Origin of the sequence: Clostridium sp. YIM B02569 (genome assembly GCF_022320765.1) — a bacterium.
In the GTDB taxonomy this organism is placed as follows: domain Bacteria; phylum Bacillota; class Clostridia; order Clostridiales; family Clostridiaceae; genus Clostridium; species Clostridium beijerinckii.
Genome location: NZ_JAKJJX010000013.1, coordinates 66,328 through 92,790, shown reverse-complemented (window position 1 = coordinate 92,790; position 26,463 = coordinate 66,328). Strand labels below are relative to the sequence as shown.

Here is a 26,463-nt window from a genome sequence, read left to right as displayed (position 1 = left end):
ACTACAACAACAAAAAGTGCTAATCCTCATAAAAAGATTAGCACTTTCATTAAATCTATTTTCTGTTATTCTTTATCAAGTTATATACAATTACAGCCGCTTCTGCATTGCTTATATTATGCGACCCATTAAAATTTCCATTTGTATCCCCTTTAATAATATTAAGAGCATAACACATTGATGCATATCCTTTATATGAGTCTTCTATATTATCTTTAAAAGGACTATTAAATATTTCAGAATGTCCAGCTAATTTCTCATAGCCTAAGTATCTTATAATAAACTTTGCTGCATCATTATATGATACTACTGAATTTGGAGCTTTTTCTTCATCTTTAATTACTCCATTTTGAATTAACATATCATAAAAATCATCATCGCTATAGTTATTTTTTACTGGTGAGTATATATATTTAAAGAAATTTATTTGAGTAATATTCATATTTGGATTAAATTTTTCCCCATCTATATAATACCCATTATCTAAAAGTTCTTTTACTGTCTTTTCACACCAATGCCCATTTATATCCGTATATTCTGGTAATTTATTTTCTCTATATGCTTTTCCGGTATAATCTATCCTTATGCCATTTATAGGATCAATAATATAACTATCATTCTTGTTTATAAAGTCATATACTATTCCAACTTTATTTGCATCTAACATTGTATATTGTAATGAGAATCCTGCTAAATCCTTAATTTTATTGAATGCAGCTTCTTTACTTATAACGTTACTAACATCAGGAAAAGAGGCATTATCATACCAGTTATTATCATAACCAATAATTTTACTTGTATTCTTATCTACTTCAACATTCAAGTAATTTCCAGAAAACTCTATTCCATTCACTTGACGTACATAGTTAAACATAAACGTATTTTCTTCTATTGGTCTATCAGTAATCTTTAAAATTGGATTATTTATATCCTTAAACTTTGTTTGTGTAAACTTATTAGGTGCTACTTTTTTCAAAAAGTTTTCTACTGTGTTTTGCGCATCTGCCTTAGAAGTATTACCACTTGTTCCAAGTTTATTATAATTATAAGAATGTAACGATATTACTTCTCCAGATTTTGCATTCACTCTTCCATATACACCGTCAAAAGAAATATTCCATGAATATTCATCATCAAGATAGTTTTTATTTAATGATGCATCACTAACTTTCATATCAGCCGTTATTAAATCAGATGTTTCTCTAAGTATACTTTCTGCCTTTTCTTTACTTATAAGATTTGCAACATTCTGAATCGCATCCATCTCTTCTTGTGTCAACTCTTGATTTGCTTTATCCAAATTATTTGCAGAAGCATTTACTAATGAATGATCCTTATTTCTATCATCTAATTTATTATCACTTGAATATGATACTACTTGTCCAGTTTTAGCATCAATAAATTCACTTATATTACTTGGAGCATATCCTGCAAATATATTCATTTTCTTCTTCTCATAATCATAATAAGAATAATATTTTAAATCTATGCCTATTTTATCTATATATGCTTTTTCTGCAGTAACAGAATCAATTATCCCACTTAAATTAGGATATTCAGCTCCCTTTACTTCTAAATTGTCATTGCTAAATGATGTCACTTTCCCACTGTATTTATTTACACCAACATTTATATAAATATAGTTAACCGGAATTTCATTTACAAACTTTTGATAAGTAAAGTTATACTCATCTCCTTGAAAAGAAGCTGAATCATTTTTTACTAACTTTATTTCTCCAATATATTCTGGAATTACATTTTTCAAAAAATCTTCTGCTGAAACTTGGGCCTGATCTTTCGTAATATTTGCTAAACCGTCTTTGCTATCCTTGCTATCCCCATCATAATTACTATATTGATATAAGAATCCATCTTCACCTATTGATGCAGATATTGATCCTTTCTTATCTTCTTTTTCTGCCCAATTTAAATCCCAAATTCTAACTTTTGTCCCCCTAACTTCACGTTCGCTTGAATTATGTGTAAACTCTGTATAATCATCTGGAACTGTTATAATTTTCTTTGCTGATATAATAGCTTGCTCTAAGTTTTTGCTATCTTCATCCGCAGCAAATGTCGGAATAGAAATAGTAGACAATATTAAACATAATGTTAATATCCCGCTTATAATACCTTTCTTTTTCATAAATATCCTCCAATCTTTAATAATGAGCTATTTTTTATACTATCTAAATATAATACGATTCTTCATATGAAAATTTTGCATTAAATTATAATTTTTTCACAAATTTTTATACAGTTACTTTTAAATACCTGTGTTAAAGCAATAAATTAATATTTTAAATTTTGGTAATTCATAAAAAATCTAAAATTTTCTATATAAGAAATGGAGTTAATAATTAATTTTAATTATTAACTCCACACTACTAACTATTATCATACTATGCATCTATTAATATTTTCTTCTACTTTATGTTCATCTATATTTTGTTTTATTTTTAATATAGATGACAAAACTACTCTCACTAAAATATTACTAAAAAAAATATCTCGCCTTTTATCTCCTAAATTTCTAATATAAATACTGTGCATATCTTCAATATAATCTACTATATCATTCATAGACTTTAATTCTATTCTGGATTCCTCTGTGCATTCATTCCACACTTCAGATAGCTTTTTCCACCATAAAATTCTTTGAGTTTGTTCATATAATTCATGCCTAATAATATTTCCTTCAAAAGCTTTATTATGTGGAAAAGTAAAAAAATCACATAGGTAATGACTCAATATTCCTAGCTTAATTGAAATATCCTTATTTCTTTTAATTTCACCATAAATTATTTCATCAATAATCCCTATAACCTTCTCCCAATCCTTATTTTTACTATGCATAGTCATTCTATATTTGAGCTTTAAGTCAGGTAACACATTTCCATAAATAAAAAAGTTACTATCAATAATATTTGAGTAGCCGCTCTCAATTAATTCCTTGCTAAGAAAATAACCTATTTTCCCATGAAGTAAAGTATCCATATTAACGCTCCTACCATTTTTAATCACATTTAGAGAGTAATAAATAAGTAATTATCTGAATCATAATACAAAAGTGCATTTTCACACATAAAAGATACATTTTTATTATGGTACTAGTTATTACTCTTCATCACATGCTTAAATTATAAAAAAAGTAAGTTAAATCACCATTACGTTTCTGTTATTTTTTAACGATCTTAATTATTTTTCTTTTTTAATCGTACATACTCTTCTAGTGTTATATTTCCATAATCCTTTAATGCTTTTATAAGCTCATCTTCATGTATTATACTAATGAGTTCCATGTCATCATTAAGAATATAAAAACTGTTAAATTTGTTTTTATCAACTAAAGATAAAACATTAACTAAACCTTTTTTATAATACACAGAAATTGATTTATTCTCTATATAGTTATGCTTTTTTAACTTTCTTATTTTCTTGATCATATCTCCCATTATTATATACATAGTTTTTTCTTTTTCTATAAATGTTGCATATGTGATTAATATGACTGCAAGAAATAAACTTATATTAACTTTATGTAATATCATTATTATAATAAATATTAAAAATAATGTTCCTGAAATAATAAAGCTAAAGATTTCTGTAATTTTCTTTGATCTTTTATATAATAGCTTCTTTGATAATAGTATTTCACATACCCTTGAACCATCAAGAGGATAAGCAGGCAATAAATTGAATGCTCCTAAAAAGAAATTAACTTTTATACTATCTTCAATAATTTGATACTTAAAATATCCATATAAATAGCACATAACCACGGCCATAAAAATATTGAAAAATGGTCCAGCTAAATATAAAATCATTTTTTTTCTTTCAGTTAACTCATCGATGTCACTTAATTCGACTTTAGCACCAAATATGCTAATATTAACATTATTAAATTTGCACCCAAATTTACTTGCAACTATCATATGTGCAAATTCATGCAATATTACCCATAGAAAACTAATAACAATGTAACCTTCATAATCTCCAAGCCACATTAATATCGACAGTTCTAAAATCAATACCATATACCATTTCTTCATTTCTAACCCCTATAATATTGCTATATCAAAATAATTTGCAATGCACAAGTAAAAAATGGAACTTAATCAAATATTAAAATATATTTTATATTCATAATAATATGTTATTTCCTATAAATTTAATTGTTCATATTACTGTTGCTTCTTATATATTCCATAAAATTAAAAGTCCTTGACTTTAAATTTTCAATTTTCAAATCATCTACAGTAAAATTTCCAATCTTTAAATCCTTACCTTTTATATTTCCTATCTGCATTGTACTAAAAGTATCTATATACTCGTTATAATTAAAATTTCGGTTTAATGCTTGTTTACATTTAATGTGCATTTCTTGTACTTGTGCGTAAGGGGTATACTTCAATCCAACAAAAAATAGCAATAAAAGTGTAGCTCCAGTTAGTTCCTTAGTTATTCTCTTAATCAAAACATTTATCATCTTATCGTTACTTTTCATATTACTCCCATATCTTGAACCAATGATAGCATTATTAGCTTTCTTGCCTGAAGTCAAATGGTTCCTTTTATCCTTTCTTCCTTTCGTTGTATTATTAATGTTCTTATAGTAATCCTCATAAGCTGATCTATAGCTGCCCATGATACACTCCTTTCAAATTCATTCACATTAAAGTATATTTACTACTTCATAAAATTATGAGAACAAAATTGTTGCAGAATCTTTGTATTTGCTACATTCCGCAATATTTAGATATCATTTAGGTTGCTTAATTAAAAAAATACACCGCCTAGAATTTTTATGCCACTAATACCTACTCTTCGAAAATCATCTATTTTATAATAAATAATCCTTAAAAATTAAAATAAGATTAATAATTTTATACTGTACTCAAAATTCTTATTTGCAATTTCTACTGTACTGAATAAAATTATTAATCCTATTATTTTATAAATAATTTTGGTATATCCACTATAATTATTTTTTACATTTCCCTCCAAATTGAGCACTCAACTTATTGAAATTGTAGCATAAATTTATTATAGCAACATGCATATTCTAAAAGTGTATCTTTTTTCTTCTCATTCCTACATTTATTACTAGTGCTATTGAAATTACTGTTGTAAGCAATGAACTTCCTCCATAGCTAACAAGCGGCAGGGTTATTCCTGTAATCGGTAGTAATCCTATTGTCATCCCTATATTCTGCAATATAGCAAATAAAAAATATGACACTATTCCAACACATATAACTGAGCCAAATATATCTTTAGATGTTCGTGCTACTGAAATCATCTTATATATAAGAAATCCGTAAAGCATTAACAAAACAATTGCACCTAAAAAGCCCCATTGATCTGCTATTGCAGCAAAAATAAAGTCCGTCTGAACTTCTGGTACATTTTGTGCAGCATATGTTGTAACCCCATCTTGAGCCAGCGACGGACTACTTCCAAGTAATCCACCTGAACCAATTGCAATCAACGACTGATTTAAATGATACGTACTTGCATCATCGATGCTTGGATTCAAAAATGCTGTAAATCTTGCTTTTTGATATGTTTCTATGAGTCCTGAATTCCACACAATCACTATTCCAAGTACTAAGCAGGCTAATCCTCCAGCAATAATTCTCGTATCAAACCCCATTGTATAAAATATTCCTAAAACTATAAAGAAACATACCATACTCATTCCCATATCAGGTTGGATTACAATAAATATTACTGGTACTATGCAATAAAATGCTAGTGTTAAAAAATTCTTAACATCATTTATTTTTCCGTCCATCTCATCTAACTTCTTACCCAGCATAAGTATAATTACAAACTTTGCAAATTCTGACGGCTGAAGGTTACCTACTCCTAAACGGATCCATCCTCTAGCACCATTAACTACTATTCCAATCCCTGGAACCATGGTTAATATAAGAAGAACTACAACTCCCCAATATAATATAGGTACATAGTTAAATATTATCTTATAATCTACTGCCACAAAAATATATAACGCTACAAGTGATATTGCAAACCAACCCAGCTGTTGCTTTACAAAACTCAATCCAAATTGTCCTTTTGTGCATAGATATATATTAAATGTTCCGTATAAAATTAAAAGAATTAAAGAAATTAATATAGTCTTATCAATTTCTTTAATTAATTTCATATCTAATTTTAATAGTCTAAACAATATCTCACCTCCTAGTTATATTAATCTTATATAACTCAATCAATCTTAATTATACATTATTATTACCGCATTCTCCATAATAATTATATTGGGTATAAAAAACATAATAATTTTGTAATAATTTAAAGATAATATCTTGTTAAATACCCAAAGTCATCCATATTTAACAAACTTAATTATTATAAAAAAATGAGATGACTTGTTTTAAAGAATTAGCCATACAATTCTTTAAAACAAACATCTCTTATAATTTAAACAAAACAAGTTACTTATCTTCCCTTTATACTTTTAATTGGAATGTTAGCTATTAATGCAGAAGTATTTTCACCTTCTTCATCTCCATTCTTATTTACGGATATTTCAACATCCTCAACTTGTATATCAATATACTTAGAAATTACTTCTAAAATCTCTTCTCTTATTTTCTCAATAATATCTGGGGCAATTTCTCCTCTATCATGTATAAGAATTAGCTTTAGTCTGTCTTTTGCAACTTCTTTAGGTGTTGGCTTACTATTTAAACTCTTAAAAAAACCCATTCTCTCAACCTCCCTTAATTTCGCTTAAATAGCTTCTTTAAGGAGCTAAAAAATCCCTGATGCTCTTCTGTATGTAAATCAATAATAGGAACTTCTTCACCTGTAATTCTTCTAGCTATGTTTCTGAATGCTTGTCCAGCAATCGCACCTTCTTCTAACACAATAGGTTCACCTTTATTAGTTGAAATAGTTATATTCTTATCATCCGGAACTACTCCAAGTAACTCTACTGATAATGTTTCAATAATATCAGCTACATCAAGCATGTCTCCATTCTTAGTCATTTCATAGTTCAATCTATTTACAATAACAGAATGGTCTTCCAATCCCTTTGAATCAAGCTTACCAATAACCCTATCAGCATCTCTAACAGATGTTATTTCTGGATTTACAACAATAATTGCTTTTTCTGCACCTATTACAGCATTTTCAAAACCTTGTTCTATTCCTGCTGGAGAATCTATTAAGACATAATCAAACTCTTCTTTTAATTCATTTACTATTTTTAACATTTCCTGTGGACTTATATCATCTTTATCCTTAGTTTGCGCTGTTGGTAAAAGAAATAAATTTGCAAATCTCTTGTCTTTTATAAGCCCTTGTTTTAATCTGCATCTTCCTTCTATAACATCAATTATTGTATATACTATTCTGTTTTCTAATCCTAGCAATACATCTAAATTTCTAAGCCCTGTATCTCCATCTATAACAACTACTTTCTTACCAAGTGATGCTAAAGCAGTTCCTATATTGGCTGTAGTTGTTGTTTTTCCAACTCCACCTTTACCTGAAGTTATTACAATAGATACTCCCATTAAAAAATCCCTCCGACGTTTTAGTATATATATTTATTTGGTAAATATGGCTCCACTATTATCAACCCATCCCTAATTCTTGCTAATTCTGGATAGCTTGGCTTTTCGATATCATCTGGAGACATAGCTATAACATTTGCAATTTTTAATAGTTCAGGTTGTAGTAGGAATGCTGCTATTACCGCTTTTATATTTCCATTAGTCCCAGCGCTCACTTTACCCCTTATACGTCCTAAAACAATTACATTCCCTGCTGCATATACTTCTGCACCACTATTTATGTCTCCTACTATAACTATGTTTCCTTGGTAATTAATACATTCTCCGCTTCTAACTGTCTTTCTTATAAATTTAGTTTTCCCTTCGTATACACCAGAAAATACCTTAACCTCTTTTTCGTTCACCTGCTCAATTTCCTTTTCTATATCCTCTAGAACAATATCTTTTAATTCAATTTGAGTTAATAATTTTTCTTTAAGAATGCCTACTTCCTTTTTATTAACCAATTTTAAATCTATTCTTAATATTAGAGTTGTCCCTTTATAAAAATGCTTTCCTTTAGAAAGTTTCTTTATTAGTAATACAAGCATATCATCAAAACAAGCAAATTTATTCATATTGATAGTTGTATTTATTCCATCTTTATTTCCCTTTATTAAAATACCATCATTATTATACATTCATTCCCTCCAATGAATTTTGCAGGTTAAAATAGTTAAATTGTTTTGAAAATGGCAACCTCTCTAAAATTATATCATTATACTGACTATTTTTGTATATATGTTTCACTAATTTTTGATTAAATTTTACAAAAGCATATAAAACATCAAAATTTGATAATATGCAGTGTATATACCAAAGCATTGAACAGCTATCACACTATAATATTACATCAACATAATCCCTTATATTAATACTGTCTTCATCTACTAAACAGTCTACTGCAACTATATTTACACCATTCTCTTTTGCATATTTTAGTGTATCTCCAAATTCCTTATGAGTCTCTACATTAGGTTCAAAATGAACAACATCTTTCATTTGTATTACAAATATTACGTAAGCATCATACCCTTCTCTAACGCAATCAATGAGTTCTCTAAGATGTTTAACACCTCTTTCTGTAGGTGCATCAGGAAACTTTACAATTCCATTATTCTCTAAAGTCACCCCTTTTACCTCTATAAAAATTTTCTTATGCTTTGTCTCAACATAAAAGTCAAACCTTGAATTCTTATATTTAGCTTCCGGTTTTATTAAAGTTACATCCTTTAAGAGGCTTCCTTTTAATATCCATTCATGAACAACCTTATTAGTTACTTGAGAATCCATATTGATCATTCTGTCTCCTTTTACAACACCTATAAGAGAAAACTTAGTCTTCCTTTTTGGATTATCATTTTTTTGAATAAATACTGTCGCATTGGGTGTCAAAAGTTCCTTGCACCTTCCAGTATTTTTTACATGACAGACTTCTTCATTGCCATCAATTTCAACATAAGCTATAAATCTATTTGGTCTTAAGATAAATTTTCCTTTTAGAATATTATTGTATTTCATATTATCCTCACTAAATCTATTTTTTTACAAAAAGGTATCTATAATTAGGTTTACTTTATGCAATTTTTATAATTGCATACCTAATATAGATACCTTACAAATTAATTAATTTTTATCAATTTATATTTAAATACAAAGTCTCTATTATACATTTTTATTAATGAGTTTTATTTGTATTCGCTTGTGAAGTATTTGCTTCTTGGTTATACGGATTACCTAAAACATATTTTTTCCATGTATCTGACGATGAAGTATACTGTGTATCATTCTTTAATTGATCCTTGAAATAAGCATCATAAACTGACTTCACTACTGATGCAATATTACTTCCATGACCGCCATCAAATACTACTGCTGCTACAGCTATCTGTGGATCATTTGCTGGAGCAAAACTGACATATGTTGCAAAAGGTTCTCTTCCTTTTTGTAATTGATCCTCAGCAAAATCGGCTGTACCCGTCTTACCAGCTGTTGGTATTGGATATCCTAAAAATGTAGAACTACCGGTACCATCTGCTTCTTGGTTAACTGCTGTCATTCCTTGTTTAACCGCATCCTGAGTTTCCTTTGACATTTTAACCGTATTTAAAACTTCTGGTTTAAACTCTTGGACTACATTTCCATCCCCATCTGTGATCTTATCTACTAAATGAATCTTATATCTTGTTCCTCCATTTGCAAGAGTTGAGATGTATGATACTAATTGCAACGGAGTGAAAGTATTCATTCCCTGACCTATTGATGCTGAAACAAGGGAACCTGGTGATCTTACTTGCCCTGGCTGATCATTAGCTGCAAATTGAGCTAATGCTTGTGATATTAATGTAGCTTGAGAATCTAAATTTATATTTCTTGCTGCAATACTTGCTTTGTATTCGTCTGAATTATTCATCAAATTTAATACATCTTTCTTAATATCTTTAGCAAATGTATCATGGCTAACCGCTGTTGGATCATCAACATCTTTATTTATTGTATCTTTAACTTTATCTTTTATAGCTTTCTTAGACTTCTTAACTTCATCATTATCATCATCTTTATCTCTTATATCAATTGGAGAAAAGTATATTGTATTATTATAGTTTCCACTCTCTAGAAAATTAATTACATTATCTGTAGACATCTGTAACACAGTATTTCTCCATGATGTAAAATTATAAGTTTGACCAAAACTTTCATTTATTTCTATTCCTGTCGATTCTTTAGCACTACTATTAGGATCAATTCCTAATCCAAACTGCCAAGCATATTTAGCAAGGGAATTTAGAGCTTCAACATTATTAGCCTTGCCTCCTGCCTGAATATACATTCTAGTAGCAGTCTCATAAAAATAAAAGTTAATCGATTTTGCTATAGCTGCTGTTAAACTTATATTACCTTGTGCAGCTTCTAGTCCTTTTGGTGCAAAAGCTTTACCAAAAATCTCCGGATGAATATTAAATGCTCCTGTATCATTTATCATTTCTCCAGGACTTATTACGCCAGACTCCAAACCGGCAACTGCTGTAAGCGGCTTAAATGTAGATCCAGGTGGAATTTTTGACTGGGTTGCATAATTAAACATTGCTTTCGGATATAGATCATATGGATCTGTTCTAGTTCCATTTTTTGGCGGAAACAAATCATCAACAGTTTTATTAAGCCCCATTCTTTTAATAAATTCCTGTCCAAACTTCTCTAAATCAGGATTAAAATAATCCTTATACTGTTCAGGCGTTAATTGTCCTTGAACTGTGAATAAATTTGGATTAAAGTTAGGGTAACTTGTTAAAGCTAATACTCTTCCAGTTTTAACTTCAACGGCTACCAATGCACCTCTGGTTGCATTCAACAGTCTATTTCCTTTATCATCACTTTCATTATTCCTTATATATTCAATTTTATCTGCTAATGCTTGATCTGCTGCATATTGAATGTCCCTATCTATTGTAAGATGCACATCATTGCCCGGATACGGTTCAAGTTTAAATAATTCTTGTGAAACGCTTCCTTTAGAATTAACTTTAACAGTTGTTCCACCCTTAACTCCTTTTAATTGTTCTTCGAAAGCTGATTCTATTCCAGACTTTCCTACAGAGTCTGATGAAACATCATATCCTTTAAGTTCATATGTTGATTTTTGTGTATCATTAATTGAAGATACATACCCTAAAACTGAAGATGCTAAATTATTATATGGATATGACCTTATAGGTGCTGAACTCACATTTATTCCTGGCAAATCATATTTCTTTTGCATTACTACTAATGAAGTATCTTTCTTAATATTGTCTGCAATAGTTACTGATTTATATCCTTTAAAACTCTGCATTTTTATAGCATCTTTTACAAGCATGAATTTTCTAATATCATTTAAAGAATATCCTTCTTTTAAAATCATATCTGTTAAATCCTTGCCTTCCATTTTGGAATAAATATTCTTCTTTTCTTTTGAGTCATAATCTGGGTCTACAAGGCCAATTAAATTATATGATTTAACTAATGCATAAAACGCATCATCAGGAGTTATTTTTAGAAGTTCTTCATCCAGTTTTGCATTTTGTTCATCCGATAATTCTTCAACATCTTTGAACATTTTGTTTTTTAGAGTATCATTCAATCCCCTATCCTTTTTAAATCTCAATTCCTCTATATTTTGAGATTGTTTATCATTAGTTTTATACTCAAAATATAAATTATTATTACCATCAATTTTTAAAGGTAACGAATCCTGAATGCTTTCTCCGTTCTCATTCAATATTTTGAAAAGTTCTTTCATAGTTATATAAAACTGTTTATCAGCATCTTTTGTTTCCGTATATGTAATAGTGTATGTTTCAATATTAGTTGCTAAAACATTTCCTTTATCATCATATATTTTACCCCTTGGGGCTTTTTCTGATATAAATCTTGTTGATGTTACATCTGCTTTATCCTTATATTCATCATAATTAAATACTTGAATATATAATAATTTTAGAATAATCACTGAAAATATAGCTATCATGATTATAGATAAAACTGTATATCTAGAAATCTTCTTTTTCTTTTTATTAGTTGGTTTATTTACTATCATCTAAACCTCCATCTTTGCTTTGAATACTCATCATCATAAACATTCATTACTAATTTATACACAAAAAACATTATTACTCCGTTGTATACCCCCATAATGATACTTTTAGAAAATTGTATTTCAATATTAAAAAAATTAAATATCAACATAACTCCTGCATATTTAATTATTGTTATAAAAAAAGCCGAGATCACAGGTATCAGTCTCTTAGTCTTTATTATTCCCGCTCCAATAAAACTTGCTAGAAGACATAGAAATAAATTCAATAATGAATTTACACCAAAACCATTAAAAAAGAAAATATCTTGAAGTATCCCACTCACAACACCCATAAATACAGCTCGTTCTTTCTTATTGACTAATGAATAAGCTATAGCGAAAGTAAATAGTAAACTCGGATAAGCTCCCTTTATTGAAAAAAACGGAATTAGTGAGTTATCTAATATAACCAATCCTATAGAAATCAAAATAATAATTAATTTTTCCATTATAAACCTCTAATTATATTTAATTTCTCTCGTATCCTTCGGAGAGACAATAAATAATTCTTCTAACTTATTAAAATCTACATATGGTTTTACAACTGCATTCTTCATTACTTTTACTTTATCTTCTTCAACTGAAATCACTTCACCAATTCTAATTTCCTTTGGATAAAGCATCCCTACTCCAGATGTCATTATTACATCGCCTTCCTTAACATCTGAATTCATCGGAAGATCATATACCTTAGCTAAGTTTTCTCCCTTACTATCTTTGAAACCTTTTATATAACCTGTAGCATCTCTGGTACTTTGATCCATAACACTTACTGCTATATTTTCATTAATCAGAGATTGAACTATACACCAATTACTTCCAACACTGGTTACTTGTCCCACTAAACCTTGAGCTGCTATAACAATCATACCCTTTTGTATATTGTCATTTTTTCCTTTATTTACCACATAACCATCTAAAAAGTTTCCACCACTATATCCTATAATATCACATGCTACATAGTTATAATTGTTTCTTTCTTCCTGAAAATTCAACACTTGTCTTAATCTATCATTTTCTTCTTTTAAATCTGAATAACTGGCTAACTCATTTTCAAGTTCTTGATTTTCTTTAATTAATTCTTTATTTTGCGCTTTTACTTCTGAAAAATTCAAGAAAAAATCTAAGGTTTCTTTAATCCTACTAGTTCCCGAATATAAGAGACTTTGCACTGGATTTAAAGTACTACCGGCACCACTTTCAATAATACTTCTATTATCCTTTCTAACTGTATAAACTATTAACCCTAAAAAGCTAACTGACAGTACTATAATAGTTACTGCCAGTTTATTCTTAAGAAGCTTCATATTTAACCTCTTTGATCTCTACTAATTTTATCAAAATCTTCTAGTGCCTTCCCTGCTCCAAGTACTACGCAATCAAGAGGTGCCTCCGCAATATGTACGGGCATATTTGTTTCTTTATTTATAAGTATATCTAATCCTTTTAGATATGCCCCCCCACCTGCTAACATTATACCTTTTTCCATAATATCTGCTGAAAGTTCTGGTGGAGTCTTTTCCAATGTTGTCTTAATTGATTCTATAATAGCATATACTGGTTCTTTTAAAGCTTCTCTAACTTGAGTTTCTGAAATTTCAACAATCTTTGGAAGGCCAGTAATCATATCTCTTCCTTTAATCTCCATGACTGTTTCTTCATCTGAAGTCCTATAAGCTGAACCTATTTCCATTTTAACTTGTTCAGCTGTTCTTTCTCCGACCATTAAGTTAAATTCTTTTTTAATATAAGATATTATTGATTGATCTAACTCATCACCAGCTATTCTAAGTGACTTACTAGTTACTATACCGCCTAATGAAATAATAGCAACTTCTGTTGTTCCACCACCAATATCAACTATCATACTTCCTGTTGGTTCACTTACTGGAAGCCCTGCTCCGATTGCTGCTGCCATTGGTTCTTCCATTAAAATAACATCTCTAGCTCCTGAAAGTTTTGTAGCTTCTTCGATAGCTCTTTTCTCAACTTCTGTAACTCCTGATGGATAACAAACTATTATTCTTGGATTTTTAAATGCATTCTTAGTTGATACTTTTTCTATTAGACTTTTCATCATTGTTTGAGCTGTATCAAAATCTGCAATTACTCCATCTTTTAATGGCCTTATAGCTACTATATTTCCAGGGGTTCTACCTATCATAAGCTTAGCTTCTGATCCAACCGCTAATGTCTTTTTAGTCATAGTGTTCATTGCAACAACAGATGGTTCTCTTAAAACTATTCCTTTACCTTTTACAAATACTAGGGTGTTTGCAGTTCCCAAATCTATCCCCATATCTTTTCCTGATCCAAAAAATCCCATTTATTTTTCCCCTTCCAATTCTATATTAGTCCTCTTTCTTTGAGGCTAACAAATTTATTATTTCCTATTATAATATGGTCTACTAATTGAATTCCTATAATATTTCCACATTCTTTAATTCTTAGTGTTATATTTATGTCTTCTCTACTAGGCGTTGGATCGCCTGATGGATGATTATGACATATAATTATCGATGCGCTATTCTTACTTATAGCTTGCTTAAAAATTTCTCTCGGATGCACAACCGACGTATTTAAACTACCTTTAAAAACATCTTTAATACCAACAACTATATTCTTGGTATTTAATAAGACAACTTTTAATACTTCTTGATTTAATTCGTTCATTTCTCCCATGAGAAGACTTGCTAGGTCTTTTGGTGAAGTTATTTTGATGTCATTATTTATTGCTTTCAATGTTCTAAATCTCTTAAAAAGCTCAGCTAAAGCTAAAACTTGTGAAGCTTTTCCTTGTTTAATACCTTTTATAGATATTATATCATCAAAACTTGCATCTAAAATACCATTTAACCCTTCTAGCTCAGATAAAAGCCTACTGCACAATTGAAGAACATTCTCTCCTTGTGTTCCAGTCCTAATTATTATTGCTAATAATTCTGAATTACTTAAAGATTCTGCTCCATAAGTTAATAATTTCTCTTTAGGTCGTTCATTTTGTGGTATGTCTTTGATTTTAAGGCTACTTTCCATATAATATATTACCTCCAAATATATGATTTCCCCTCTATCCCTAAAATATAATTATTGTATCTCTTTAAGCATAAACTTTAGCTTATTCAGTGGCAGTCCAACAACGTTGTAATAACATCCTCTTATCTCTTCAACAAATATTCCACCTATCCCCTGGATTCCATAAGCGCCAGCTTTATCTAAAGGCTCACCAGTTTTTATGTATTCTAATATTTCATCGTCGCTTATTTCAGAAAAAGTAACTTCAGTAGATAAACTCTCTTGAATCGTTAAATTTTTAGCTGTATTAATCACAACAACACCAGAATAAACCAAATGCTTTCTACCTTGAAGTGATTTTATAATATTAAAAGCATCTTCTTCATCTCTTGGTTTTCCTAGTATCATATTGTCTATGGTGACTACAGTATCAGCTGAAATTATAATCGCATCCTCATCTAGCTTATTCTTAATATTCATTGCCTTTCCTAAAGCTATGTCTTTAACATATCTATCTATAGAGCCTTCAAAAATAACTTTACTCTCATCAAAATTGCTGACAATAACATCAAAAGTCTTAATTAATCTACTTAAGAGTTCTTGTCGTCTTTCTGAAGCAGAAGCTAATATTACTTTCATATATTCACATCCTAAAATAAAGAATTTTGGCACATGAAAAATAATAGGCGAGCATGATGATCTCCCATTCTTTGAATGTACCTTATTATATATCATTGACAAATAATATATATTGTAGACATGTTAATTTTTTAACCAAAAACTATTAAATTTTAAAGGTGTAGAAATGATATTCTACCATTTCTACACCTTATAGTTTATCATTTAAGATGTTCTTAAACAAGTGTGTTATATTAAGTTATAAGTTTTTTTATATAAATGTAATTTTGTTGTAATAATTATTAACTAAATCTTTCAGTTTTTAATAAGTTTATATAACTCCTGCATATCATTACTACTGTTCGTTTTATCCATTTCATCAGGCAAATTTTTTATATAATCATATAATTGGCTTATCTTATTTGATTTGGCTGTGCTTCCTTCATTTACAATTCCATCCGTCCAGGCTTTAAATTCTGCTGTTTTTATACTCTTCACCTGATTATCTTGTAACTTATTCACAATTGTCAAAAATCCATTCATAATTTCTATGAGCTTTTTATTTTCCAAGTCATCACTAGAAGCACCTAAACTAATTTTAGCGACATCAATACTATTGGACTTGAATTCTTCTATCTTTTTTAAGCCATCTTCCTCATTGTATATTCCTGCTAAAACTCTATATTTACCATCATCTTCTACTATAAATGGCTGACAGTATTTTGATATTGCAGATAGTGATTCTTTTGCATTCTCCTCTTTTGAATAATAACCACATTGCAGTGCGATGATATTTTTTATTGCACCGTTATAGTCACCTTGAGTTGAAGCCCTTGAACTATTTATGCCTACGTTTTGTACACTCTTCCCATCAAAGACAACATTACTAATAAGCACTCCTCCAACTATAGATATCCCAACGATAACGACAACACTAAATAAAAATTTCATCCTACCTGATTTTTTATATTCATATCTTGTGTATCTCATAGTCTCCCCCCTTTTGAGCATTCCAAAAATAGCGTGTCAAAAAGTTAAGTTTTATATGTTATCAAAACTTATAGAAAACATTATAAAACAGAATAATATTATATATATTTAACCTGCTATTTTTTCAGATTTCTTATATATTAATATTTATTCTGTGAGTTACACATATATGAATTATGTTAAATAAAAAATATTATATAGGGCATATTTTAAAAATCTAAACTTATATATTAACAATATTAAAACTATAGAAAGACACATTCATACACTCCTAAGCATAATTATATATCATTTCTAACTATGATTATGTTTACATTTAGTATCTTAAGTTAACTATATCCCTTAGCAAAAAATTCTTCTTGCAGTAGCATATCTTTCTGAATAGTATCCATCACACAATGAACTTACCATTACTGGTTTTCCAGACCTTGGCGCATGTATAAATTCTCCGTTCCCAATATAAATACCCACATGACTAATTGAGCCTTCTGTATTAAAAAAAACTAAATCTCCAGCTCTTAAATTACTTTTATCCACTTTGCTCCCTACATTTACTTGTGTATATGTAGTTCTTGATATATCTACACCAAATTTATTATAAACATATTGTGTTAATCCTGAACAATCAAAAGCATTTGGACCAACCGCTCCATAAACATATGGCTTTCCTAAAAACTTATATGCATAATTTACGACTTCATTTCCCTTACTAATTGCTCCTCTTGATACTGAATCTTCACCATTTGATACTGTTTCTGAATCTGATGGTGCTTTTATCACCTTAGCTGTTTTAAGTTCACTAGTCTTAATTGTAATTCCTCTATTATGTGTTAATGTAGTATCAGCTTTGGCATGTTGCATATTAATAAGAAAAACTCCCGAAAAAATAAAAGTTGTAATTACACATTTCATAAGCCTATTATTTTTAATTTTCATCTTAAATTCCTCTCCATACCTAATCTATATTACCATAAAAGGCACTTTAGTTATCGTTTACACCTTACTGCAAATTTTAAAACATGTTTCTAGTATAGTGATAAGCTAGGTAAAGGTCAAACTTTTTATACTTTTATATTCTTATTTATACCGAAATATCTCTAATTTCCTCAATATTGCTATCAATAATGGTCATTTACTGTAAATTTATAATTTTCTGACTTTTGTTTTACATTTTGTTATTTCTTACTCATTATCTTTTTTATAAATAAACTTAAAACTCAAAATCCTGAGAATAATAAAAAAAACAGTAAGTTATCCAATAAATTTTCTGGTTAACTTACTGTTCTAATTAATTTTTTATACTAATTTCTAATTTCCTTAAGAACTTCTACTAAATATTCAAAGCATCTACAAGTAGAAGATATACTTAAATGTTCATTTGGAGTGTGTATATCAATGATATTAGGCCCAAAACTAATCATATCTAAATCTCCAAGTCTTTCCTTAAGTATCCCACATTCTAATCCGGCGTGGATAGCTACAACTTCTGCTTCTTTTCCATACATTCTAAGGTATACATCTTTGCATATATCCCTTATTTTTGAATCACTTTTATATGGCCATTCTGGATATCCTGCGGCAGACTCAAATGTACCTCCCATAATTTCAGTTAAACATTTATTTCTTTCAACTATTTCTTCTTTCAATGAAAACACAGAACTTCTAACAGCACTATGATATTTTATATCACTTTCATTGGTTGTTACCACTCCAAGATTTGATGAACTTTCCACTAATCCTTCTATTTCAGAACTCATTGTGTTTACACCATTTGGATACAAATATGATAAACTAATTGCTTTAGTTGTAGTATCATCTGAAAATACTTTTTCTATTTTATCTTTACTTTCAGATAATGTTATCTTAAGTCCTGGATCTTTTGTGCTCAATTCTTTAGAAATATCACTATCTATCTTTGTTTTAGCTTCAATCAGTTCTTTTTCCTTTGATTGATCAATTGAAATAACCGCCATAGCTTCTCTTGGTATTGCATTATCTTTTGCTCCACCTTTTAATGAAACTAAATTAAAAGATACCTTATTTAAGATTTCCCTTAATACTCTTGCCATTAATTTATTTGCATTTCCTCTTTCTAAATGAATTTCAGCTCCTGAATGTCCTCCAGCTAATCCTTTAACTTCAATCACATATTCTTTTGTATTTTCTTTTTTATTTGTCCATTCAATAGGCAAAGTAGATTCAGTTCTAATTCCACCAGCACAGCTGACCCAAAGTTTTCCCTCTTCTTCTGAATCTAAATTCAAAACAATTTTTCCATCTAAATCTTTTGATCGTACAGCTTTAGCTCCAGTCATTCCTGTTTCTTCATCTGTTGTTATTAATACCTCTATAGCAGGATGTTCTATCGATGTGTCCTCCAATATTGCCATCGCATAAGCAACAGCAATTCCATCATCTCCTCCAAGAGTTGTATTATCTGCATATATATAATCATCTTTGACCACTAAACTTATTGGATCTTTTTCAAAATCATGAATTTTATCGTTATTTTTCTCACACACCATATCCATATGACCTTGTATTATAACTGTTGGAGCTTTCTCATACCCTTTTGATGCAGGTTTTTTAATAATAACATTTAGGGCATCATCTTGAATACATTCTAATCCTAAACTCTTTCCAAAGCTCAATAAATAATCACTTATTTGCTTCTCATTTCCAGAACCTCTTGGTATCTTACTTATTTCATTAAAATGATAAAAAATTCTTTTCCCCGTAATATTCTCTAAATTTTTCATTCTACTCTCTTCCTTTCATCAATTATATGATAGAATATGATTATACATATCTTTTCTTAGTTTATCATAAAATATTGCTATATTATGTATATTTTTATTATTTTATGATTAATTATTTCACACACTATAATATATATACAAAATTTTAATGTGAGGTGTTTATATGCAAAAAACAAAAATGATTTTTACTATTGGTCCAGCAAGCGATAATGAGGAGACTTTAAGAAAGTTCATTGAAATTGGGATGAGCGCTGCAAGATTAAACTTTTCTCATGGTACACATGAAACACACAAAGAAAAAATCGAACTAATCCAACGCCTAAGTAAAGAAATGAATTCTGCAACAGCTATAGTTCTTGATATTAAAGGTCCAAAAATCAGAACTCATAACTTTGTAAACGATGGTGTAACTCTTAATGACGGTGACGATTTCGATTTCATATGTGGTGAAGAAATTCTTGGTGATGAGAAAAGATGCTCAATCTCATATGATGTACTTTATCAAGATATAAAAGTTGGTGGAAAAATTCTTGTTGATGATGGCCTTCTAAAATTTAAAGTTACTGGTGTTGAAGGCAAAACAATTCATACAAAAGTTGTTGTAGGTGGTGAAATTAAAAATCATAAGGGCGTAAATGTACCTAATGTAGTTATTAAATTACCATCAATTACAGAAAAAGATATAGAAGATATAAAATTCGGATGCAAAATGGGCGTTGATTTTATTGCTGCATCTTTCATAAGAAAAGCCAGTGATATCTTAGATGTAAAGAAAGTTCTAAAAGAAAACCATGGGGAACATATAAAGGTAATAGCTAAAATCGAAAACCAAGAAGGTGTAGATAATATAGATTCTATCATCGAAGTAACTGACGCTGTAATGGTTGCCAGAGGAGATATGGGTGTTGAAATTCCAATTCAAAAAGTGCCTATAATACAAAAAATGATAATTAGAAAATGTAATGAAGCTGGTAAAGTTGTTATAACTGCAACTCAAATGCTTGATTCAATGATTAGAAATTCACTTCCAACTAGAGCTGAAGCTAGTGATATTTGTAACGCTATTTTTGATGGAACTGATGCAATCATGTTAAGTGGAGAAAGTGCTTCTGGTTGTTTCCCTATAGAAGCAGCAAAGACAATGTCAAAAATTGCTCAAGAAGCTGAAGAATACTTAGATTATAATCACTTAACTGCAAGACTTAGAGAACCATCACTTACTGACTACGCAGCTGCAATAAGTTATTCAGCATGTAGAACAGCTAACATCTTACATGCAAAAGCTATAGTGGCAGCAACTAAGAGCGGTGCTACTGCAAGACTACTTTCAAGATACAGATCAAAGGCTCCAATTATAGCTATAACACCTTACGAACAAGTAAGAAAAGGATTAAGCTTAAACTTTGGAATCTTCCCAATGCCTTGTAAAATGTTTAACTCAACAGATGAAATATTAACAGAAGCTAAAAACACAGTATTTAGTCTAAATTTCACACAACCAGGAGACGATATAATAGTTGCTGCCGGAATGCCAACAACTCAAACTGGTGGAACTAATATGTTAAAAATAGAAAAGATTTAATCAAAAAATTCAAAATGAAACAAGTATGGATGATTATCCATACTTGTTTTTCATATTTAAACTTCTGTTAATTTACTCAAATTTAAACCCTTTAAGTAATTCTCCTAAGGAAGTTCCACTTTCATCACTGTTGTCAATGTAATCAAGATATTCTTTATTAGTTTCTACAGCTTCCTTTATGCTCAATGCTATTCTTTTTTCTTCCCTATTGATACTTAGCACCTTAACTTTTACTTTTTGATTAGATTCCAATACATCTGAAGACTTTGCAATATGTTCGTCTGTAATCTCTGTTATATGAACTAAGCCTTCTATACCATCAAATAACTCAACAAACGCACCAAATGTAGTAAGACGTATAACCTTTCCTTCAAATATATCGCCTTCATTAATGTCTTTACCATGAACTGTCCATGGCTCTTTAGTTACATCTTTTAATATTAATGAAAGTCTTTCATTTTTTCTATCTACATTGCCTATAAAAACTTCTACATTATCTCCCTCTTTAACTATATCTTCCGGCTTATTTACTCTTTCCCATGATAAATCTGAAAGGTGAATTAATCCTTCTACTCCTCCAATATCAACAAAAGCTCCAAACTTAACTATTTTCTTAACAACTCCGTTTCTTTTCTCTCCCTCTTTTAAATTATCCCATATATTTTTCTTATTTTTATTATATTCTTCTTCTTCAATAATTCTTCTTGATGCTATAACTTTTTTATTCTTAAAGTCTAATTCAGTAATTCTAACATCTAAATCTCTTCCTACTAAACTACTAAGCTCAATTCTTTCTCTGCTTGCAAGAGAGCCTGGAATAAACACTCTTACGTTACCATAGTATGCAATTACTCCACCCTTAGTTTCTTCTTTCACATGTACTTTAATATTCTTTTTTTCTTTGAAACATTCACTTAACTCTTCTCTATCCTTTATTTCTAAAGCTTTTATTAAAGAAAGTTCAACATACCCCTCACCATCATTGGGAGATATGACATAAACATAAATTTCATCATCTTTACTGACTACTTCCATTGGATCCCTGTCATCTATAGATACCTCTTCTTTAACTATTAATCCATCGAAAGCATAATCTATATTAACCGAAACCTCCTTATCGTTTACATCTATAACCTTACCTTTTAATACATCTCCTCTATTTAGTCTTTTTACATCATATTGATTTAAAAGTTCGCTCATATTGCTTTCTAATTCTTCATTAGACATAGTATAATTCACTCCTCATTATAATTTTTCTTACTTACAATAATAGTCTAATAGAATCTTTTACACAAGTACGGTTTACTGTGCTACAAATATAATTATAATATAATCATTTTAAATTTAATCCTCATATTATCTTAATATAAAAATCCATATTGTTTTAATCTAATTATTCCCAAAATTATTTGCAATTTCATTATACAGTATCAAATACCATTTAAAAAGATATGAAATAACTATTATAAAGGAGAGATAATAACCTTTATTACGATATACAATTATAATCATCCTTTTTAGTCTTTTTTCATCGCTTTTCCATATTGTGTATAAGGAATCTTTTTTATATAATAAGTACATAATCTTTTAAGGGGTGATCACTATTCGTAAGATTAAAAAAAAATATGTTTTAACCATATTTTTAACATTCATATTTATATTTTCTAATTTATCTTTAGATGCTATGTCATTTATAGGTATAAATACATCTAACAATACTACAGTCGCCTTTGCTAAATCAACTGGTAGTAGCAGTCGATCAAGCTCCAGCGGCAGCAAATTTAGTTCTGGCAGTTCAAAATCAAGTAATGGATTTAGTTCGGGATCTTTTAGTGGATCAAGTTCTTCTAGTAAATCCTCAACAAACACAAGTGGTGATTCAAGTAGTTCAAAGAGTGGTGAAGGATTTAAATCTGGTAATTTTTCGAATAGTGATTCTTCAAACTCAAATTCAAAGAATTCTTCTTCATCTTCAAGTAGTGGTGGATCACAAGGATTTAGCAGCGGTTCTTATTCTACAACTGATAAAAGTAGAACCACTGACCCTTCAACTTCTTCTAATACAAATGATAATAAAAATACTAATACTCAAACATATAATAGTGGTTCCAACAGACATTCATTCTGGCCATTCTTTGGTGGAGGATACTTTTATAGACCATTTTATTTTGGTTCACCAGCAAGTTCATTAATTAACACCTTAGTTTTAGCTGGAGTATTCGTACTAGCTATTATATTAATAAAAAAATATTTAAATAATAAAAGAAAATAAAAATTATTTGGAGGTATAGGCATGGGAATTTTTTCAAGGATGTCAAATATGATTAAGGCAAAAGTAAACAACTCATTAGATGAAATGGAAAATCCAGTTGAATTATTAGACCAAAAACTAAGAGATATGGATGAACAATTCAATAAAGCAAAATTAAGTTCAGCTCAAATTTTAGGTAATGTTCATGAAATTGAGAAAAAACTAGATTCTGCTAAAAAGGAATCTGAAGATTATGATCAAAAGGTTAGATTAGCACTAAGCAAAGGAAATGAAGAATTAGCTAAAAGAGCATTAGCTAAAAAAGTTGAAACAGATAAAAAGGCTGCTTCTCTACAAGCAAGCTATGATAATGCTAAAATACAAGCAGATACTTTAAAGGCAAACTTACGTGCTTTAGAAGAAGAAATAACAAAAACTAGGAGTTACAGAGATGAGGCAGCTGCAAGATTTGCAAATGCTGAGGCTTCTCAAAAAGTTAATGAAGTTCTTGCTAATGTTCAAACTAAAAATAACTCAATACAAATTGATAGTATAGAAAGAAAAATTCAACGTAAAGAATCTCTTGCTCAAGGTTTAGGTGAATTAAGAGACCTAGATGATTTTGATAGCGAATTTAAGAAATTAGATGAAGTTGATTTGGATCTTGAATTAGCAAAATATAAATCTAATTAGGTGATAAGACATGGATAATGATAAGGACCTAAATTTTATTAACGAAGAACGAAGGTATTGGGGCAAAATTTATACAGATATAACTTATGCTATAAGTGAAATATCCCCATTTATTTCAGAAAGAGATTCAAAGATAAGAAAATATTTCTCTAAATCACCTATTCTTAAGGACTATATGAAGCTTTTAGATTCTGCTGAAGCTGACTGCAAGAAAAAATCCTTATTTTCAATGTTTAAATCTAGTCCTAGCATAAACTTACTTCAAGATTTTAAAGCTAAAAATAGAGAAAACTTTAAACAGTTAGAAAAATGCTCTCATTGTGAATGCTTGAGTTGTGCATTTGATTGTAATTTCAAAAAATGTTCAAGCTGTAGAAGCGGTTCTCTAATTTGCTCCTGTGATAAAGAAAGAGTCAATGTAAGAAAATTTGATAATTTTATGCTAGAACTTACTAACAACGATACCGGTATCTCTTCAAAATATAATGTTTTAGCTGTCGTTGAAGACTGTACTTTAGATAATTTGTATATTCTTCTAGAAAATTTCAACAACTCTAATGATAAGCTAGTACTATACTATTACCCTGGAATAAAAGAAGATAGTTACGGAGAGATAACTGATCCCAACGAATTTGATTTTGTAGTAGAAACTTATCAAAATGCAGAGTAGTACTATTAAAAATCTATTATCTAATAATATAGAAGTTATAGTTCAAAATTGATTTATAAAAGCAAATCTTTCTCAGAATAAAATGGAGATACGTATCTTTATGATAAAGATACGTATCTCCATTTTTACTAGTTACTCATAAGTTTAAATTTTCAAAATGAATATGATTCTTATATCTATAATACTTTAACCTTCATCATACATTGAAAATTGTTGTATTTCTAATTCTTTTCTCTTTTCCATCTCATTGAAACAATAATTTATTATATCACTTCTTTTTATTATCCCTATAAAAGTACCATCATCATCTGTTACAGGCACAAAATTTTGACTTACAGCTAACGATATTAAGCTTTCTATATTTGAAGTTATAGAAACAGACCTATGAGTTGTTTTTCTATAAATGTCTTTAACTTTAACAGATTCTATGTTTTTAAAATTCAAATTATGTGTATTTTTTAGCTTCCACAATAAATCTCCTTCTGTTAGCGTTCCAACATATTTTCCTTCTCTATCTATAATAGGAATAGCTGTATATCCGTAGCATTCCATTTTCTCCATAACTTGTTTCATAGTTGCATCTTGATTTTCACATATAACTTCATTTTTTGGTGTAAGAAAAAAGGCTATATTCATAAATAAAATCCTTTCATTCAATGTATTCGTTTTGTTCTTCTTCACAAAACTATTTTATCATATCTCGGATTAAATTTCTTTAACTAAATTCTTACTTATTTCTGAATATATACTGAAATCACCTTTTTTTCTCACTATTCTCTAACTTATAGATATAATTTAAGTACGCTTCATCTTTCAATACACTATTAACTTCGTTATATCCATTCTCTCCTTGAAGAGTCTTTTTAACCAGAACTTCGCATAAAACATTGCACTTACATTTCGGACAAGTGCCTACAGCTGCAAATCTCCAATTTAAAAGCTTTATAGGAGTTTGTAAATCAATTTTTTTCCCACACTTAGGACACTTTAGCATTAATTTTTCTTCTTTTATTTTTATACTCTCAAGATCTGATACCTGTATGGCAGGCATATTATATATATCTTTAACTATATAATTTTTTATCACTCTAGAATTATATACTCTTCTAAATACCTCTACGGTATATTTTGCATCATTTAAAGCATCATGTAATTTTGTATCATCTACTTTAATTTTCAATTCATCTAAAGCTGACTTAAGCCCCAATGCTTTTTTATGAGCTAAAATTTTAGTAACATATTCTTGAATATCGAGATATTCATTTAACCATCTTAAATCATTATAATTATAATGATGGGCGTTAATAATTAATTCTGCAACGTCATCCTTTGCCCATGAACATAAAACATCTCCATCTTCAAACATATCCTTTAATTTACTTATAGCTTCTTCAAAAGATACTCCTTTTTCATTAAGTATATCCATATCTATTTTAGTGATTTCTGTTACTATTGGATTAATTACCGGAAATATTTTAGGCTTAATATATTCCCTAATTTCTTTTATAGGTTTCATATATTTATCTACTTTTACTGCACCTATTTCTATAATTTCATTTTCTAAACTTATTGAATCAAACTCGCCATATTTTTCAAAAAAATCTTTTTGATAATTAGTTATATTTTTTAAATTATTAAATTCTAAGTCAATAATAATGTACCCCATGCTTAATCCTTTCTA

Annotated in this window: 25 protein-coding genes; 4 read left to right on the top strand and 21 right to left on the bottom strand. The window is 29.2% G+C overall.

Features of this window, described 5'->3' with window-relative positions:
- Positions 1 to 55: 55 nt before the first annotated feature.
- From L3B96_RS13345 to L3B96_RS13260, 18 genes are all read right to left on the bottom strand, one after another.
- The gene (locus L3B96_RS13345) at positions 56 to 2,146 is read right to left on the bottom strand and encodes an S-layer homology domain-containing protein (protein ID WP_077829948.1); all 2,091 of its coding nucleotides are present in this window, start codon (positions 2,144 to 2,146) and stop codon (positions 56 to 58) included.
- Between the two features lie 251 nt (positions 2,147 to 2,397).
- Positions 2,398 to 2,997, bottom strand: a complete 600-nt coding sequence (locus tag L3B96_RS13340) for a zinc dependent phospholipase C family protein (RefSeq protein ID WP_238861371.1) — start codon at positions 2,995 to 2,997, stop codon at positions 2,398 to 2,400.
- A 197-nt stretch (positions 2,998 to 3,194) separates the two neighbouring features.
- Entirely contained in the window at positions 3,195 to 4,052 is an 858-nt protein-coding gene (locus L3B96_RS13335; RefSeq protein ID WP_077829947.1) for a M50 family metallopeptidase, read from the bottom strand.
- 119 nt (positions 4,053 to 4,171) lie between these two features.
- Positions 4,172 to 4,648 carry a hypothetical protein gene (locus tag L3B96_RS13330; protein WP_017209736.1) on the bottom strand — a complete coding sequence of 159 codons (477 nt, stop codon included), beginning with the start codon at positions 4,646 to 4,648 and terminating at the stop codon, positions 4,172 to 4,174.
- A gap of 417 nt (positions 4,649 to 5,065) precedes the next feature.
- Positions 5,066 to 6,196: an FtsW/RodA/SpoVE family cell cycle protein gene (locus tag L3B96_RS13325; RefSeq protein ID WP_077868985.1), complete on the bottom strand. Its 1,131-nt coding sequence runs from the start codon at positions 6,194 to 6,196 to the stop codon at positions 5,066 to 5,068.
- 269 nt (positions 6,197 to 6,465) lie between these two features.
- Complete coding sequence (minE, locus tag L3B96_RS13320) at positions 6,466 to 6,735, bottom strand: cell division topological specificity factor MinE (protein WP_011967847.1); 270 nt, start codon at positions 6,733 to 6,735, stop codon at positions 6,466 to 6,468.
- 14 nt (positions 6,736 to 6,749) lie between these two features.
- Positions 6,750 to 7,550 carry a septum site-determining protein MinD gene (gene minD / locus L3B96_RS13315; protein WP_011967846.1) on the bottom strand — a complete coding sequence of 267 codons (801 nt, stop codon included), beginning with the start codon at positions 7,548 to 7,550 and terminating at the stop codon, positions 6,750 to 6,752.
- Between the two features lie 20 nt (positions 7,551 to 7,570).
- A complete protein-coding gene (minC, locus tag L3B96_RS13310) occupies positions 7,571 to 8,230 on the bottom strand; it encodes a septum site-determining protein MinC (RefSeq protein WP_011967845.1) in 660 nt (219 codons plus the stop codon).
- Between the two features lie 199 nt (positions 8,231 to 8,429).
- The gene (sfsA, locus tag L3B96_RS13305) at positions 8,430 to 9,110 is read right to left on the bottom strand and encodes a DNA/RNA nuclease SfsA (protein WP_238861370.1); all 681 of its coding nucleotides are present in this window, start codon (positions 9,108 to 9,110) and stop codon (positions 8,430 to 8,432) included.
- Positions 9,111 to 9,267: 157 nt separating this feature from the next.
- Positions 9,268 to 12,165, bottom strand: a complete 2,898-nt coding sequence (locus tag L3B96_RS13300) for a penicillin-binding transpeptidase domain-containing protein (protein ID WP_238861368.1) — start codon at positions 12,163 to 12,165, stop codon at positions 9,268 to 9,270.
- Positions 12,162 to 12,653 carry a rod shape-determining protein MreD gene (gene mreD, locus L3B96_RS13295; protein ID WP_011967842.1) on the bottom strand — a complete coding sequence of 164 codons (492 nt, stop codon included), beginning with the start codon at positions 12,651 to 12,653 and terminating at the stop codon, positions 12,162 to 12,164. Before mreD ends, L3B96_RS13300 begins: the two co-directional genes overlap by 4 nt.
- Before the next feature lie 9 nt (positions 12,654 to 12,662).
- Positions 12,663 to 13,511 carry a rod shape-determining protein MreC gene (mreC, locus tag L3B96_RS13290; RefSeq protein WP_011967841.1) on the bottom strand — a complete coding sequence of 283 codons (849 nt, stop codon included), beginning with the start codon at positions 13,509 to 13,511 and terminating at the stop codon, positions 12,663 to 12,665.
- A 2-nt stretch (positions 13,512 to 13,513) separates the two neighbouring features.
- Positions 13,514 to 14,530, bottom strand: coding sequence for a rod shape-determining protein (locus L3B96_RS13285; protein ID WP_011967840.1), 1,017 nt, complete (start codon positions 14,528 to 14,530; stop codon positions 13,514 to 13,516).
- Positions 14,531 to 14,550: 20 nt separating this feature from the next.
- Positions 14,551 to 15,240 carry a DNA repair protein RadC gene (radC, locus tag L3B96_RS13280; RefSeq protein WP_238861366.1) on the bottom strand — a complete coding sequence of 230 codons (690 nt, stop codon included), beginning with the start codon at positions 15,238 to 15,240 and terminating at the stop codon, positions 14,551 to 14,553.
- 51 nt (positions 15,241 to 15,291) lie between these two features.
- A complete protein-coding gene (locus L3B96_RS13275) occupies positions 15,292 to 15,858 on the bottom strand; it encodes a Maf-like protein (RefSeq protein ID WP_011967838.1) in 567 nt (188 codons plus the stop codon).
- A gap of 294 nt (positions 15,859 to 16,152) precedes the next feature.
- A complete protein-coding gene (locus tag L3B96_RS13270; RefSeq protein WP_065415980.1) occupies positions 16,153 to 16,827 on the bottom strand; it encodes a sporulation-associated protein in 675 nt (224 codons plus the stop codon).
- A 342-nt stretch (positions 16,828 to 17,169) separates the two neighbouring features.
- Entirely contained in the window at positions 17,170 to 17,763 is a 594-nt protein-coding gene (locus tag L3B96_RS13265) for a C40 family peptidase (protein WP_077829943.1), read from the bottom strand.
- Positions 17,764 to 18,128: 365 nt separating this feature from the next.
- Positions 18,129 to 19,586, bottom strand: coding sequence for an aminoacyl-histidine dipeptidase (locus L3B96_RS13260; RefSeq protein WP_238861365.1), 1,458 nt, complete (start codon positions 19,584 to 19,586; stop codon positions 18,129 to 18,131).
- 163 nt (positions 19,587 to 19,749) lie between these two features.
- Here L3B96_RS13260 and pyk point away from each other — a divergent pair, with 163 nt between their 5' ends.
- The gene (gene pyk / locus L3B96_RS13255; protein ID WP_011967834.1) at positions 19,750 to 21,168 is read left to right on the top strand and encodes a pyruvate kinase; all 1,419 of its coding nucleotides are present in this window, start codon (positions 19,750 to 19,752) and stop codon (positions 21,166 to 21,168) included.
- A gap of 72 nt (positions 21,169 to 21,240) precedes the next feature.
- Here the strand turns inward: pyk and rpsA are convergent, their stop codons facing one another.
- On the bottom strand, positions 21,241 to 22,395 hold the full coding sequence (gene rpsA, locus L3B96_RS13250) for a 30S ribosomal protein S1 (RefSeq protein ID WP_238861364.1): 1,155 nt from the start codon (positions 22,393 to 22,395) through the stop codon (positions 21,241 to 21,243).
- A 457-nt stretch (positions 22,396 to 22,852) separates the two neighbouring features.
- Between rpsA and L3B96_RS13245 the strand changes: the two genes are divergently transcribed.
- The 3 genes from L3B96_RS13245 to L3B96_RS13235 are packed head-to-tail and all read left to right on the top strand — an operon-like array spanning position 22,853 to position 24,782.
- The gene (locus tag L3B96_RS13245) at positions 22,853 to 23,440 is read left to right on the top strand and encodes a hypothetical protein (RefSeq protein WP_207715502.1); all 588 of its coding nucleotides are present in this window, start codon (positions 22,853 to 22,855) and stop codon (positions 23,438 to 23,440) included.
- 21 nt (positions 23,441 to 23,461) lie between these two features.
- A complete protein-coding gene (locus L3B96_RS13240; protein WP_011967831.1) occupies positions 23,462 to 24,112 on the top strand; it encodes a PspA/IM30 family protein in 651 nt (216 codons plus the stop codon).
- Between the two features lie 10 nt (positions 24,113 to 24,122).
- A complete protein-coding gene (locus L3B96_RS13235) occupies positions 24,123 to 24,782 on the top strand; it encodes a hypothetical protein (RefSeq protein ID WP_011967830.1) in 660 nt (219 codons plus the stop codon).
- 186 nt (positions 24,783 to 24,968) lie between these two features.
- Here L3B96_RS13235 and L3B96_RS13230 read toward each other — a convergent pair whose 3' ends face one another.
- Together L3B96_RS13230 and L3B96_RS13225 are read right to left on the bottom strand one after the other, a co-directional pair.
- Entirely contained in the window at positions 24,969 to 25,418 is a 450-nt protein-coding gene (locus L3B96_RS13230) for a CBS domain-containing protein (RefSeq protein WP_011967829.1), read from the bottom strand.
- A gap of 118 nt (positions 25,419 to 25,536) precedes the next feature.
- Positions 25,537 to 26,448 (bottom strand): 3'-5' exonuclease, encoded by a 912-nt coding sequence (locus tag L3B96_RS13225; RefSeq protein ID WP_011967828.1) that lies wholly within the window; start codon positions 26,446 to 26,448, stop codon positions 25,537 to 25,539.
- Between the last annotated feature and the right edge of the window lie 15 nt (positions 26,449 to 26,463).

Bases quoted from the DNA above. Each gene is read 5' to 3' on its own strand.
- L3B96_RS13345 (WP_077829948.1), bottom strand. From the start codon at position 2,146: ATGAAAAAGAAAGGTATTATAAGCGGGATATTAACATTATGTTTAATA.
- L3B96_RS13340 (WP_238861371.1), bottom strand. From the start codon at position 2,997: ATGGATACTTTACTTCATGGGAAAATAGGTTATTTTCTTAGCAAGGAA.
- L3B96_RS13335 (WP_077829947.1), bottom strand. From the start codon at position 4,052: ATGAAGAAATGGTATATGGTATTGATTTTAGAACTGTCGATATTAATG.
- L3B96_RS13330 (WP_017209736.1), bottom strand. From the start codon at position 4,648: ATGGGCAGCTATAGATCAGCTTATGAGGATTACTATAAGAACATTAAT.
- minE (WP_011967847.1), bottom strand. From the start codon at position 6,735: ATGGGTTTTTTTAAGAGTTTAAATAGTAAGCCAACACCTAAAGAAGTT.
- minD (WP_011967846.1), bottom strand. From the start codon at position 7,550: ATGGGAGTATCTATTGTAATAACTTCAGGTAAAGGTGGAGTTGGAAAA.
- minC (WP_011967845.1), bottom strand. From the start codon at position 8,230: ATGTATAATAATGATGGTATTTTAATAAAGGGAAATAAAGATGGAATA.
- sfsA (WP_238861370.1), bottom strand. From the start codon at position 9,110: ATGAAATACAATAATATTCTAAAAGGAAAATTTATCTTAAGACCAAAT.
- L3B96_RS13300 (WP_238861368.1), bottom strand. From the start codon at position 12,165: ATGATAGTAAATAAACCAACTAATAAAAAGAAAAAGAAGATTTCTAGA.
- mreD (WP_011967842.1), bottom strand. From the start codon at position 12,653: ATGGAAAAATTAATTATTATTTTGATTTCTATAGGATTGGTTATATTA.
- mreC (WP_011967841.1), bottom strand. From the start codon at position 13,511: ATGAAGCTTCTTAAGAATAAACTGGCAGTAACTATTATAGTACTGTCA.
- L3B96_RS13285 (WP_011967840.1), bottom strand. From the start codon at position 14,530: ATGGGATTTTTTGGATCAGGAAAAGATATGGGGATAGATTTGGGAACT.
- radC (WP_238861366.1), bottom strand. From the start codon at position 15,240: ATGGAAAGTAGCCTTAAAATCAAAGACATACCACAAAATGAACGACCT.
- L3B96_RS13275 (WP_011967838.1), bottom strand. From the start codon at position 15,858: ATGAAAGTAATATTAGCTTCTGCTTCAGAAAGACGACAAGAACTCTTA.
- L3B96_RS13270 (WP_065415980.1), bottom strand. From the start codon at position 16,827: ATGAGATACACAAGATATGAATATAAAAAATCAGGTAGGATGAAATTT.
- L3B96_RS13265 (WP_077829943.1), bottom strand. From the start codon at position 17,763: ATGAAAATTAAAAATAATAGGCTTATGAAATGTGTAATTACAACTTTT.
- L3B96_RS13260 (WP_238861365.1), bottom strand. From the start codon at position 19,586: ATGAAAAATTTAGAGAATATTACGGGGAAAAGAATTTTTTATCATTTT.
- pyk (WP_011967834.1), top strand. From the start codon at position 19,750: ATGCAAAAAACAAAAATGATTTTTACTATTGGTCCAGCAAGCGATAAT.
- rpsA (WP_238861364.1), bottom strand. From the start codon at position 22,395: ATGTCTAATGAAGAATTAGAAAGCAATATGAGCGAACTTTTAAATCAA.
- L3B96_RS13245 (WP_207715502.1), top strand. From the start codon at position 22,853: ATGTCATTTATAGGTATAAATACATCTAACAATACTACAGTCGCCTTT.
- L3B96_RS13240 (WP_011967831.1), top strand. From the start codon at position 23,462: ATGGGAATTTTTTCAAGGATGTCAAATATGATTAAGGCAAAAGTAAAC.
- L3B96_RS13235 (WP_011967830.1), top strand. From the start codon at position 24,123: ATGGATAATGATAAGGACCTAAATTTTATTAACGAAGAACGAAGGTAT.
- L3B96_RS13230 (WP_011967829.1), bottom strand. From the start codon at position 25,418: ATGAATATAGCCTTTTTTCTTACACCAAAAAATGAAGTTATATGTGAA.
- L3B96_RS13225 (WP_011967828.1), bottom strand. From the start codon at position 26,448: ATGGGGTACATTATTATTGACTTAGAATTTAATAATTTAAAAAATATA.